The organism is Methylobacterium sp. J-118, assembly GCF_057836565.1.
Map to the genome: position 1 here is coordinate 3,347,089 of NZ_JBYQFA010000001.1, position 12,273 is coordinate 3,359,361.

A 12,273-nucleotide genomic window follows, 5' to 3' on the forward strand; every position below is an offset into this window, starting at 1 on the left:
AATCCGGCCCGCCGCCCCGCGCCGCCGATGCCAGGGCGCTCCCGCGCTGCCCGATCTCGCGGGCGATGCGGCCGCCTCTATCGGCTGGGCCGGACGGCTCGACGCCCGCCGACGGCTGGCCTGCGCCCATCACTTCGATCCTGATGCCGCCCCGTGCCGGCCGTGTCCGCGGTGCTCGCCGTGACGCGTCGTTGGGTTGATGGCCGACGCCCCTGTCGGACCGGCTGCGCCGTCGGAGCCGGCGCCACGCCCCGGACAGCGGTGAGTCGGCCGCGTCGAGAATCATCATCACGATCGGATCGGCGCCGGACACATCCGGCCGGCCGTTTCTCCCGTCCAGAGGGTGCGTGTCGTGTCTTGCCGGTTTGAAAACGGCGGGCAACGCCGTCCGCCGAGCGTATGGCGGGCCGCGGGAGAGCTCGCAAAATATTGCTCTTTGATAGTATAATATTTCCATTAATACATATAGCAAAACTATGTAATGTCTGTTTTATAAGTACGTCGGATTTTCAAATGATACTTAGGTGCAGATATATTTGCTCTCAATCTTGTTGCGATGTTGCGACATATTGAGACAAGACCCAGTCGATATGTGAATCCATGTTGCGGTGAAGCTTTGGTTTGCACAATGTGCCGATGCATCGGCGCGTCTCGAAATCGGGTGCCCGAACAAAGCTGCCTGTAATAGGCAGAATAATAAAATAACGTGCCTGTAGTGCAGATCAAAACTGCGCGGATGGCGATATCGGGTCTCGAAGCTTTGGAGATGTCTATGAAGCTCTTGAAGAGCTCGCTGCTCGGGTCCGCCGCCGCGTTCGCGGCGGTGGGGGCCGCGCACGCTGCCGACCTGCCGGTCAAGAAGGCGGTGCCAGTCGAGTACGTCCGCGTCTGCAACGCCTACGGTGCCGGCTTCTTCTACATCCCGGGCACCGACACCTGCCTGCGCATCTCGGGCCGTGCCCGGTTCGAGGGCGGCTACATGACCAGCAACTCGCGCGCCGCCGGCAACGGCGACACGTCGGGCTACCAGGGCCGGATGCGCATCAACCTCGATGCCCGCACCCAGACCGCCTACGGCACCCTGCGCGCCTTCGTACGCTTGGATGCCGGCGCCCGGACCGGCTATTCCGGCGTCGGCCAGTCCGGCACCCAGCAGCGCATCGGCCAAGCCTATGCCGGCATCGGCACCGACAGCTTCGGCCGCGACTCGCAGTACTCGAACGTCGACAAGGCGTTCATCCAGTTCGCGGGCCTCACCGCCGGTCGCGCGTCGTCGTTCTTCGACTTCTACGCCCACGACTTCGAGTTCGCCGGCGCCACCGCCGGTTCGGACAATTCCTCCACCAACCTGCTCGCTTACACGGCGACGGTGGGCAACGGCCTGTCGGCGACGCTCTCGATCGAAGACCCGGTCTTCCGCCGCACCCCGATCTTCTCGCCCCAGAACATCTCCGCCACCGTGAATTCGGGGGGCGTGTCGAACTTCGGCGTGACCAACCAGCCGACGCCGGTCTTCGTCGGCTATACCGGCGGCGTCCCGACCCGCTACAGCTACGTCGACAGCATCGAGCGCTCGCGGCTGCCCGACTTCGTCGGCGTCGTGCGCCTCGACCAGGCCTGGGGCTCGGCTCAGCTCTCCGCCGCCACCCACGAGCTGAACATCGGCAACCTGTCGACTGCGACCGCCGTCGGCAGCGGCGGCATCGTCACCGGCCTCCCGCATACCAACAGCGTGCTGGGCTGGGCGGTGCAGGGCGGCCTGAAGATCAACGCCCCGTTCATCGCGCCGGGCGACGCCCTGTACCTGCAGGGCGCCTACGGCGAGGGCGCGCAGCTCTACACCGGCTACTCCGCGTTCACGGGGTCCTACACCCAGAGCACCACGACTATCCAGGGTCAGAAGTTCGCCCAGTACTTTTCCGACGCGACGATCAACCCGTTCACGGGCCAGCTGCAGACCTCGACCAGCTTCACCGCGGTCGCCTCGTACCTGCACTACTGGTCGCCGGAATGGCGCTCGGCCGTGTTAGGCTCCTATGGCGAGCAGAGCTTCTCCGCCGGTGCGCGCCTCGCTCAGGGCGCGATCTTCGGTCTGACGAACCCGAACGGCGCCAACAGCTTTGGCTCCAACGCCGTCGGCGTCCCGGGCACCCGGTTCTACCAATTGAGCCAGGCGCTGCGCGACACCTACCAGTTCGTGGCCGGCGCGAGCCTGATCTGGTCGCCGGTCAAGGACCTCGATATCGGCGTCGAGGGCTACTACACCCAGATCGACCTGAAGAGCGGCCGGGCAATCGACCTCGACAAGAGCCCGACCGCCTACAGCAACATCGCCGGCATCAACGCCGGTACCTTCGCGGTCCGTACCGCCACGCAGGACTCGGTGTCCTCGGTGCGCCTCCGCGTCCAGCGCGACTTCTGATGCGAGTGTCGGCGCCGGAATTTCGGTCCCGGCGCCGGCCCCGTGCGAGACAACTTTCGAGGCCCGGCTCCGTGCCGGGCCTCTTTTTTGGGCGCAGCGCCCGATCGACTGTGCCAGCGTCCGTCCCGCCGACGACGACGAAAGACCATGTCCGCCAGCTTATCGCCGGCTATCGGAAATGGATGACGCACCATCAAAAGATGCGCCACCGGACTTGAACCCGCGACGCCCGTTGCCCCCGCCGACGGGCGCCTCAACCCCGTCCGCGGTACAGGTTGCGCCCTTTGTTCCCCGCATCGCGTTGCCGCCCCTGGCCGGCGCTGATACGCCAAACGTCACTGTATCTCCGCCGATCGTGCGGACCTTGACGGACCGTGTCCGCGAGGCGCGGCGAAGCCCGAAGCGGCCCGTGCGTGGTGCGTGATCCAGGGGGGATGCCATGACCAGCACCGCCACCACGAGCCCGGTTCCCGCGCCGGTGGACGACCGGCTCGGAGAGGGCCGGGCCGCCGGGTCCTGGCCGGAGCGCTGGTGGCGCCTCGTCGATCTCAAGATCGGCATCATCCCGCTGCCGATCTACCTCGTGCTGGCAATCCTGCTCGCGATCCTGGTCCAGGAGGGCGAGATCAAGCCAGACGGGCCGACCATGATCGCCGTGCTGGTGATGGGTGGCTTCACCTGCGCGGAGATCGGCAAGCGCATCCCGATCCTGCGGAGCATCGGCGCCGGGGCGATCTTCGCGACCTTCATCCCCTCGGCCCTCGTCTACTACGCGCTGGTGCCGGCGCAGATGGTGAAAGCGATCACCGATTTCACCAAGTTCACCAACTTTCTCTACATCTACATCGCCACGATCATCGTCGGCTCGATCCTGGGGATGGACCGCGAGGTCCTGATCAAGGGCTTCCTCAAGATCTTCGCGCCGCTCGCCGCAGGGTCCGTGGCCGCGGCCCTCGTGGGCACGCTGGTCGGAACGCTGCTCGGTCTCGGTCCCTACAAGACCTTTTTCTTCATCGTGGTGCCGATCATGGCCGGCGGTGTCGGCGAGGGGGCGATCCCGCTCTCCATCGGCTACGCGGCGATCCTCGGCCAGCAGCAGGGCGTGATCTTCGCTCAGGTCCTGCCGCCGGTGATGCTGGGTTCGCTCACGGCCATCATATTCGCCGGCACCCTCAATTCCGTTGGCAAGCGCTATCCCCACCTCACCGGCGAGGGGCGCCTCCAGCCCGATTCGGACACGATGAAGTCGAGCGACGCGCAGGCCAAGTCAGAGGCGGCGCGCGGACAGATCGATCCCGCCACGATCGCCGCCGCGGGGCTCACCGCCATCACCCTCTACCTGCTCGGCGTGATGGCCCACCACCTGGTCGGGCTCCCGGCGCCCGTGGCGATGCTGTTCCTGGCGGTCTTCGCCAAGCTCGCCAGCGCCGTGTCGCCCCATCTCCAGGCCGGCGGCTTCGTGGTCTACAAGTTCGTCCAGGTCTCGATGACCTACCCGCTGCTCTTCGCCATCGGCGTCGCGCTCACCCCCTGGAACGAGCTGATAGCCGCCTTCACCCTGGTGAACCTGATCACCATCGTGTCGACGGTGGCGACGCTGATGGTGACGGGCTTCTTCGTCGGACGCTGGCTCGGCATGTACCCGATCGAGACCGCCATCGTGAACGCCTGCCACAGCGGTCAGGGCGGCACCGGCGACGTGGCGATCCTCACGGCGGCCAACCGCATGGCGCTGATGCCTTTCGCGCAGATCGCCACCCGCATCGGCGGCGCGCTGACCGTGACCGGCACGATCATCGCCATGCAATGGATCGGGGCCTGAGCGGCCCCCAGGGAGCGTGGAATCATGTCCGGTGATCCGGGTGCCGTCGAGGCGACCCTCAAATCCAGGATCGGAGCGATCCTCCGCGCCACGAGCGGCAATTTCCTGGAGATGTTCGACTTTTTCCTGTTCGGGTTCTACGCCACCGCCATCGCGAAGGCGTTCTTCCCCTCGGGCAACGAGACAACCGAGCTGCTGCTGACCTTCGGCACGTTCTGGCTTGGCGCTCTGATGCGCCCCCTCGGAGCGATCGTGCTCGGCGCCTATATCGACCGGATCGGGCGCCGGAAGGGCCTGATCGTCACCCTGGCGATCATGGCGAGCGGCACCGTGCTCATCGCCTTTTGCCCGAGCTACGCCACGATCGGCCTCGCGGCTCCGCTGATCGTGCTCGCCGGGCGCCTGCTGCAGGGGTTCTCGGCGGGCGTCGAGATTGGCGGCGTCTCGATCTACCTGTTCGAGATCGCCACGCCGCAGCGGCGCGGCTTCTACACGTCGTTCCAGTCGGCGAGCCAGCAGGTGGCGATCCTGTTCGCCGCCCTGATCGGCTACGGGCTCAACGCCTTCCTGACCAAGCAGCAGGTCGGCGATTTCGGCTGGCGGATCCCGTTCCTGATCGGCTGCCTGATCGTGCCGTTCATCTTCTTTATCCGGCGCTCGCTCCAAGAGACGGCGGCCTTCGCCAAGCGGACCCACCACCCCGGGACGCGCGAGATCCTCACGACCGTCGCCGCCAACTGGCGGATCGTGCTGCTCGGCATGATGCTGACGACGATGACCACGGTGACCTTCTACATGATCACCGTCTACACCCCGACGTTCGGCAAGACCGTCCTCAAGCTCACCGAGACCGACAGCCTGCTGGTGACGCTGTGCGTGGCCATCACCAACTTCGTCTGGCTGCCGGTGGGCGGGGCGATCTCGGACTCGATCGGGCGCAAGCCGGTGCTGCTGACGATCTCGATTCTGTCGCTGCTGACGACCTACCCGGCCCTGCACTGGCTCGTCGCCGATCCGACTTTCGCCAAGATGCTCGCGGTCGAATTGTGGTTCTCGTTCTTCTTCGGGGTCTACAACGGCGCGATGGTGGTCTCGCTGTCGGAGGTCGTGCCGGCCCACGTTCGGGCGAGCGGCTTCTCTCTGGCCTACAGCCTTGCCACCGCCCTGTTCGGCACGGCCACCCCGATGGTCTCGACCTATCTGATCGAGAAGACCGGCGACCGCGCGGCACCGAGCTACTGGCTGATGGCAGCGGCCGCCTGCGGCATCGTCGCGACGCTCAGCCTGTTTGGGGGCAGGCCCACGGCCGCGCGAAGCCCCGTACCGGCCTGACGAAAAAGGGGGGGGCCCCGCGAGGCCTGCGCCCTCTCCAGGGCGTGGACGGCCTCGGCGAAGCACCCCCGGGGTCACAGCGCATTACCGCGACGTTTCATCGATGCCGCCGAGCGGCAGAGGTTTCATGGGACCTTTGTTCGGCCCCCGGAAAGTCCGGCAGACCGTCAGGAGATCAGGTCGAGCCTGGCCGCCTCGATACCATTGGCGCGGATCGTGTCCGGAATGGCCTTGAAGTCCCGATAGCCCGCCTCGCGCGCCATGGCGTCGAGCGCAGTCTGCTCGTCGTCGGCCGCACCGGTCCAGAGCACGGCGCCGCTCGTCGTCTGCTTGATCTGAAAGATGCTCATCGAACCTTTTCCCGGTCGCAACAAGTCCAGTGCGGGAACAACGTCGCGGTCCCCGGCGGGTTGCAGGAAAACGATCGAAAAGCGGCACGTGCCTGCACATGACGACATGCGGCGTGTGGTCCGGCGACGGCCTCCTCGGGCGGCGCTACATTCGGTCTCGGTGACGACAATACGCCATGAAAACGCCGAGCTACCCAGCGAGGAAGCTGCGTGAAGACTCGAGCGCCGACTGCGAGGCCCCGTCGTGAACTCTGTGTGTTGGCGCGTGTCTCGCCTCTCTCTCCTGTGCGCGCTCGCGATCCTGGCGACGGCGCCGGCCCGGGCGGTCGAGAGCGCCGCCGTCCCTGACGCCGCCGCCATCGCGCCCGCAGTCACCGTCGTCCCGGCGGAGAGCCGCGAGATCGTCGAGCGGGCGGTCGTCACCGGCACGCTGGTCCCCCGGGACGAGATCCTCGTCTCCCCCGAGGTCGAGGGCCTGCGCATCACCGATCTCCTCGTCGAGGAGGGGGATCGCGTCGCCAAGGGACAGGTGCTCGCACGCCTCTCCCAGGAAATGATCGTCACCCAGGAGGCGTCGAATACGGCGGCGATCGCCCGGGCTCAGGCGGCCATCGTCCAGGCCCAGAGTCAGATCGTCCAGGCGGAGGCCGCCAATGTCGAGGCCAAGCAGGCGCTCGAACGCGCGCAGGCGCTGGCCAAGACCGGCAACTCCACCGCGGCCGTGCTGGAGCAGCGCGTCTCGGCGGCCCAGGGGGCCGAGGGCCGGCTCGCCGCCGCCCGGGGCGGCCTGCAATCCGCCCAGGCCGACCTCGCCACCGCCCGGGCGGCGGGATCCGAGATCGCCCTGCGGCGGGCGCGCACCGACATCCGTGCCCCGGAGGCCGGCATCGTCAACCGCCGCACCGCCCGGGTCGGCGCCACCGCCACCGCTGTGGGCGAGCCGCTGTTCCGCCTGATCGCCCGGGGCGAGATCGAGCTGGAGGGCGAGGTGCCGGAGACCTCGCTGGCGCGCATCCAGGTGGGCAACCCGGCGAGCCTCGATCTCGATGACGGCCGGCACCTCACGGGCGCGGTGCGCCGGGTCTATCCGGAGGTCGAACGTGCGACGCGCCTCGGCAAGATCCGTATCCGGCTCGCCGAGGATCCGGCCCTGCGGATCGGCGCCTTCGCCCGCGGCAATGTGGAGGTGGCGCGCCGCACGGGCGTCGCGGTGCCGGTCTCCAGCTTGCTCTACGCTGCCGACGGCCAAGCCAGCGTGCTCGTGGTGAAGGACGGCCGCGTTGAGGCCCGGACCGTCGCGACGGGCCTCTCCGCCGAGGGCTTCACGGAGATCCGTTCCGGGGTCGCCGCCGGCGAGAGCATCGTGGCCCGCGCCGGCAGCTTCCTGCGCGACGGCGACCGGGTGCGGGCCGTGGCTGCTCCTATCAGCACACCGATGGCCGCCCCCATGGCCGCCCCCATGGCCGACGCGGCCCCGCGGTAGGATCAGCCATGCGCCTCAACATCTCCGCCTGGGCGATCCGGAAGCCGCTCCCTTCGGTGGTGCTGTTCCTGGTCCTGATGATCCTCGGTCTCGTCAGCTTCCGCACGCTGCCGATCACCCGGTTCCCGAACATCGACATCCCGATCGTCTCGGTGACGATCACCCAATCGGGTGCCGCGCCGGCCGAGCTGCAGACCCAGGTCACCAAATGGGTCGAGGATTCGGTCGCCGGGGTGAAGGGCGTCAAACACATCCTGTCGACCATCACCGAGGGCATCTCGACGACGACGATCGAGTTCCGCCTGGAGGTGAACCAGGACCGGGCGACCAACGACGTCAAGGACGCGATCGCCAAGATCCGCCAGAACCTGCCGCGCACCATCGACGAGCCGATCGTGTCCCGGGTCGAGATCGCCGGGCTGCCGATCATGGTCTACGGCGCCTCGGCGCCGGCCATGACGCCCGAGGACCTGTCGTGGTTCGTGGACGACGTGGTCGCCCGCAGCCTCCAGAGCGTGAAGGGCGTGGGCGGCGTCGAGCGGCTGGGCGGCGTCGCCCGCGAGATCCGCGTCACTCTGAAGCCCGACCGGCTGCTGGCGCTCGGCATCACCGCCGCCGACGTGAACCGGCAGCTGCGCTTGACCTCCGCCGACATGGCCGGCGGCCGGGCGGAGATCGGCGGCCAGGAACAGTCGATCCGGGCGCTTGCCGCCTCGGCGAGCCTCGACACGCTGGCCAAGACCTCCATCGTCGTCCCGGGCAACCGCAAGGTCCGCCTCGACGAGCTGGCGACACTCTCGGACACCGCCGAGGAGCCGCGCACCTTCGCGCGCTTCAACGGCGAGCCGGTGGTGGCCTTCGCGATCTCCCGGGCGAGCGGCGCCAGCGACGCCGACGTCTCGGTCGGGGTGGCCAAGAAAATCGCAGCGCTTCACGCGGCCAATCCCGATGTGCGCTTCGACCTGATCGACACCAGCGTCGACAATACGATCGGCAATTACCACTCGGCCATGATGGGGCTGATCGAGGGCGCCGCCCTCGCGGTCGTCGTGGTGCTGCTGTTCCTGCGGGACTGGCGGGCGACGCTGATCGCCGCGGTGGCGCTGCCGCTCTCGGTGCTGCCGACCTTCTGGGTGATGAGCGCGCTCGGCTTCTCGCTCAATGCCGTGAGCCTGCTGGCGATCACCCTGGTCACGGGCATCCTGGTGGACGACGCGATCGTGGAGATCGAGAACATCGTCCGGCACATGCGGATGGGGAAAACACCATACCGGGCCGCTCTGGAGGCGGCGGACGAGATCGGGCTCGCGGTCATCGCCATCACGGCGACGATCATGGCGATCTTCTCGCCCGTGTCGTTCATGGGCGGCATCGCCGGCCAGTATTTCAAGCAGTTCGGCCTGACCATCGCGGCGGCGGTGTTCATGTCGCTGCTCGTCGCGCGCCTGATCACGCCGCTGCTCGCCGCCTATTTCCTGCGCGACCACGGGCCGGACCACACCCGGGACGGTGTCGTGATGCGCGGCTACACCCGCCTCGTGGCCTGGTCGGTCCGGCACAAATTCATCACGCTGGTCCTGGGCATCGCGTGCTTCGCCGCCTCGATCGCCTCCACGGGCCTGTTGCCCGCGGGCTTCCTGCCGGCGGAGGATCAGGCGCGGACGCTGTTCGTCCTCGAATTGCCGCCGGGCGCCCGGCTCGCGGACACGGTCCAAGTCACCGACCGGATCGAGGCGAAGATCCGCGCACTTCCTGAAGTGAAGAGCGTGTTCGTGGACGGGGGCCGCCAGCTTCCGGCCAAGAAGGAGGTGCGGCTGGCGAGCCTCACCATCAACCTCACCCCGAAGAACACCCGCCACCGGACGCAGAAGCAGGTCGATGCCGAGGTCGCGGCGATCCTGCGCGAGGAGCCGGATCTGCGCTTCTGGGCCCTGCGCGAGAATGGGCAGCGGGACCTCGCGCTGATCATCGCGGGACCCGACAAGGCGGTGGTGGCGGAGGTCGCCGCCAAGCTCCAGCGCGAGGCCCAGCGGGTTCCCTTCCTCGTCAACGTCATGTCGACGGCGCCCCTGGACCGGACCGAGGTCCGGATCCGGCCGAAGCCCGGGGTGGCGGCCGATCTCGGCGTCAGCACCGACACCATCGCGGAGACCGTGCGGGTCGGCACGATCGGCGACATCGGCATGAACCTCGCCAAGTTCAACGCCACCGATCGGCAGGTGCCGATTCGGGTTCAGTTGCCCGAGAGCCTGCGCGGCCGGCTCTCCGAACTCGAAACCCTGAAGGTGCCGGTCAAGGGCGGGGCCGCCGTCCCGCTCGCCACTGTGGCCGATATCAGCCTCGGCCAGGGCCCCACGGGCATCGACCGCTACGACCGCGCGGTGCGCGTCGCCCTGGAGGGCGACATGCAGGGCACGGACGCGCTGGCGGAGCTGATCACCCAGGTCATGAACCTGCCCACCGCCAAAAATCTGCCGCCCGGGGTCACGATCAGCCAGACCGGCGACGCCGAGGTGATGGGTGAGGTGTTCGAGGGTTTCGCGCTCGCCATGGGCGCCGGCCTGATGATGGTGTTCGGCGTGCTGATCCTGCTGTTCGGCAACTTCCTCCAGCCGATGACCATCCTGTTCTCGCTGCCGCTCTCCATCGGCGGCGCGATCCTGGCGCTGTTGATCTGCCACATGCCGATCTCGATGCCGGTGGTGATCGGCATCCTGATGCTGATGGGCGTCGTGACCAAGAACGCGATCATGCTGGTCGACTTCGCCGTCGAGCAGATTCGCGCGGGCGTCGACCGCAACACCGCCATCGTCGATGCCGGCCGCAAGCGCGCGCGGCCGATCGTGATGACCACCATCGCCATGGCGGCCGGCATGGTGCCCTCCGCGATGGCGCTGGGCATCGGCGGCGAGTTCCGCTCCCCCATGGCGGTGGCGGTGATCGGCGGCCTGATCGTGTCGACGGTGCTGTCGCTGGTCTTCGTGCCGGCGATCTTCGTGCTGATGGACGACCTCTCGCACCTGCTCAAGCGGATGTTCGGCCGCTTCGTGGGCATGCGGGACGAGCCGGAGGACGCGCCGGGCTACGGCGAGGCGCGCCACCCGGCCAATGACGGCCGGGCGCTGCCGCCTCGGATCGCGGCGGAATAGGCCGCCGCCGCGCATTGCGCACGCGGCCGCGATGGGCTGTGACTCCCGCCGACGAATCAACGGGGACTCGCGAAACAATGTCGGGTGGTCACGGGGCGATCGAAGGCTCGAACAAGCGCGTCGCGCTCCTGATCTCGATCCTGGCGTTGTTCCTCGCCTTCAGCGAGACCCTCGGCAAGGCCGCCCAGACGGAATCCATCGGCTCCAACGTCGAGGCCGCCAATCAATGGGCCTATTTCCAGGCCCGCACGATCCGCGCGACGGTGCTCAAGACCGCCGACGAGGCCCTGGCCCTGGTGCCCCCGGCGCCGAACCAGGACGCCATCGCGGCCAAGCGCGCCGAATGGGCCAAGACCCTGGCGCGGTGGGAATCCGAGCCCGCCACCGGCGAGGGCCGCAAGGAGCTGACCGCGAAGGCCCGGGCCTCCGAGGAGCGGCGCGACCTGTCGCTGCTGCGCTACCATCATTACGAACTGGCCTCGGCGGCCTTCCAGATCGGCATCGTGCTGGCCTCGGCCGAGGTGATCACCGGCATCGCCGTCCTGGTCTTCGCCGGCGGTTTCCTGGGGCTTGCCGGGGCGGCTCTGCTGGGCTTCGGCTATCTCGCCCCGCACGCGCTGCCGTTCTTCCACTGACCGGGCGCGCGCGCCGCTCTCATCGGCGGCCGGACGGTGCGGCATAACTCTGTTCGGGTGATGATTTCGGGGGACCCAATGCCGGATCGGTCGATGAAGCAGGGCCAGCTGACGCGGATCGCCAGCGCGATCTTCCTTCACACGGAGCACGCGATCTACGCGGCGCTCGGGCTCCTGCTCGCCGTCACCGCTCTCGTGGCGCTGATCGACGCTGCCGGACTGACTTGGCAGGCCCTGCGGGCCCTCGGGGGCGCCGAGCAGATCCTCGAGGTGATCGACCGGCTGCTGTTCCTGCTGATGCTGATCGAGATCCTGCACACCGTGCGGGTCTCGATGCGGTCGGGGACGCTGACCTGCGAGCCGTTCCTGATTGTCGGGCTCATCGCCTCGATCCGGCGGGTCCTGGTGATCACGCTCCAATCCTCGGAGATCACCCACGCCAAGGATTGGTCGCCGGAGAAGCAGGCGCTGTTCCAGGCCTCGATGATCGAACTCGGCGTGCTGGCCGGATTGATCGTCACGATGGTCTTCGCGATCTTCCTGCTCCACCGCGCCCGCGGAGACGGGAAACCCGCGGGCGAGGAATCCGCGGGTGACGAACATTGACCTGACTGCGGCTTCGCGGGTCTGAGGACCTGCCAGGCAGGGCGGCGCGTGCGAGCTTCGCGCCCATGAGTCTCGCCGCACTCGACACTTTGGCGATCGCGCGCACGCTGCAGGCGGCCGGGTTCTCGGACGTGCAGGCCGACGCCGTGACCGGCGCGCTGCGTGACGCGCGCGAGGCAATTTTGGCGGGAATGGCGTCGCAGGCGGATCTCAGGATCGCGATTGCCGATCTGCAATACGCGATCCTGAAATGGCTCGTCGTCGCCGCGATGGGTTTCCAGGCGATGGTGATCGTCGGCGCCGTCGCTGCGTTGTCCGTGGGTCCACGCTGAAGGCCGGCCCGGGCGTAGCAACTCGGATGAGCGGGGTTCGAGGCGGATATCCCCCCTGATCCTGACGTGGCCGTGCCAGCGGGGCGCGAAGGATGTCGGCAACGACGGGAGATCGTGGTCCGATGGATCTTAGTCCGCCCCC

Annotated in this window: 9 protein-coding genes; 8 read left to right on the top strand and 1 reads right to left on the bottom strand. The window is 67.9% G+C overall.

Annotated elements, in window-relative coordinates:
* Nucleotides 1-772: 772 nt before the first annotated feature.
* The 3 genes from AC3IF3_RS16130 to AC3IF3_RS16140 all read left to right on the top strand — a co-directional run bounded on the left by AC3IF3_RS16130 (nt 773) and on the right by AC3IF3_RS16140 (nt 5,576).
* Nucleotides 773-2,422: a porin gene (locus AC3IF3_RS16130; RefSeq protein ID WP_489229508.1), complete on the top strand. Its 1,650-nt coding sequence runs from the start codon at nt 773-775 to the stop codon at nt 2,420-2,422.
* Between the two features lie 439 nt (nt 2,423-2,861).
* The gene (locus tag AC3IF3_RS16135) at nt 2,862-4,244 is read left to right on the top strand and encodes a 2-hydroxycarboxylate transporter family protein (RefSeq protein ID WP_489229509.1); all 1,383 of its coding nucleotides are present in this window, start codon (nt 2,862-2,864) and stop codon (nt 4,242-4,244) included.
* 24 nt (nt 4,245-4,268) lie between these two features.
* Nucleotides 4,269-5,576 (top strand): MFS transporter, encoded by a 1,308-nt coding sequence (locus AC3IF3_RS16140; protein WP_489229510.1) that lies wholly within the window; start codon nt 4,269-4,271, stop codon nt 5,574-5,576.
* Nucleotides 5,577-5,743: 167 nt separating this feature from the next.
* On the opposite strand, the gene AC3IF3_RS16145 is transcribed toward AC3IF3_RS16140, so the two are convergent.
* Nucleotides 5,744-5,926 carry a hypothetical protein gene (locus AC3IF3_RS16145; protein ID WP_243966909.1) on the bottom strand — a complete coding sequence of 61 codons (183 nt, stop codon included), beginning with the start codon at nt 5,924-5,926 and terminating at the stop codon, nt 5,744-5,746.
* A 265-nt stretch (nt 5,927-6,191) separates the two neighbouring features.
* Between AC3IF3_RS16145 and AC3IF3_RS16150 the strand changes: the two genes are divergently transcribed.
* The 5 genes from AC3IF3_RS16150 to AC3IF3_RS16170 all read left to right on the top strand — a co-directional run bounded on the left by AC3IF3_RS16150 (nt 6,192) and on the right by AC3IF3_RS16170 (nt 12,131).
* On the top strand, nt 6,192-7,409 hold the full coding sequence (locus tag AC3IF3_RS16150) for an efflux RND transporter periplasmic adaptor subunit (RefSeq protein ID WP_489229511.1): 1,218 nt from the start codon (nt 6,192-6,194) through the stop codon (nt 7,407-7,409).
* 8 nt (nt 7,410-7,417) lie between these two features.
* Nucleotides 7,418-10,558, top strand: coding sequence for an efflux RND transporter permease subunit (locus tag AC3IF3_RS16155; protein ID WP_243966911.1), 3,141 nt, complete (start codon nt 7,418-7,420; stop codon nt 10,556-10,558).
* Nucleotides 10,559-10,635: 77 nt separating this feature from the next.
* Nucleotides 10,636-11,193 (top strand): DUF4337 domain-containing protein, encoded by a 558-nt coding sequence (locus AC3IF3_RS16160; protein WP_489229512.1) that lies wholly within the window; start codon nt 10,636-10,638, stop codon nt 11,191-11,193.
* 93 nt (nt 11,194-11,286) lie between these two features.
* Nucleotides 11,287-11,799: a phosphate-starvation-inducible PsiE family protein gene (locus tag AC3IF3_RS16165; RefSeq protein ID WP_409564782.1), complete on the top strand. Its 513-nt coding sequence runs from the start codon at nt 11,287-11,289 to the stop codon at nt 11,797-11,799.
* A 65-nt stretch (nt 11,800-11,864) separates the two neighbouring features.
* Complete coding sequence (locus tag AC3IF3_RS16170; protein ID WP_489229513.1) at nt 11,865-12,131, top strand: DUF1640 domain-containing protein; 267 nt, start codon at nt 11,865-11,867, stop codon at nt 12,129-12,131.
* Nucleotides 12,132-12,273 lie beyond the last annotated feature (142 nt).

Excerpts from the sequence above, each read along its gene's own strand:
- AC3IF3_RS16165 (WP_409564782.1), top strand. The coding sequence starts at position 11,287 with ATGAAGCAGGGCCAGCTGACGCGGATCGCCAGCGCGATCTTCCTTCAC.
- AC3IF3_RS16135 (WP_489229509.1), top strand. The coding sequence starts at position 2,862 with ATGACCAGCACCGCCACCACGAGCCCGGTTCCCGCGCCGGTGGACGAC.
- AC3IF3_RS16155 (WP_243966911.1), top strand. The coding sequence starts at position 7,418 with ATGCGCCTCAACATCTCCGCCTGGGCGATCCGGAAGCCGCTCCCTTCG.
- AC3IF3_RS16160 (WP_489229512.1), top strand. The coding sequence starts at position 10,636 with ATGTCGGGTGGTCACGGGGCGATCGAAGGCTCGAACAAGCGCGTCGCG.
- AC3IF3_RS16140 (WP_489229510.1), top strand. The coding sequence starts at position 4,269 with ATGTCCGGTGATCCGGGTGCCGTCGAGGCGACCCTCAAATCCAGGATC.
- AC3IF3_RS16130 (WP_489229508.1), top strand. The coding sequence starts at position 773 with ATGAAGCTCTTGAAGAGCTCGCTGCTCGGGTCCGCCGCCGCGTTCGCG.
- AC3IF3_RS16170 (WP_489229513.1), top strand. The coding sequence starts at position 11,865 with ATGAGTCTCGCCGCACTCGACACTTTGGCGATCGCGCGCACGCTGCAG.
- AC3IF3_RS16145 (WP_243966909.1), bottom strand. The coding sequence starts at position 5,926 with ATGAGCATCTTTCAGATCAAGCAGACGACGAGCGGCGCCGTGCTCTGG.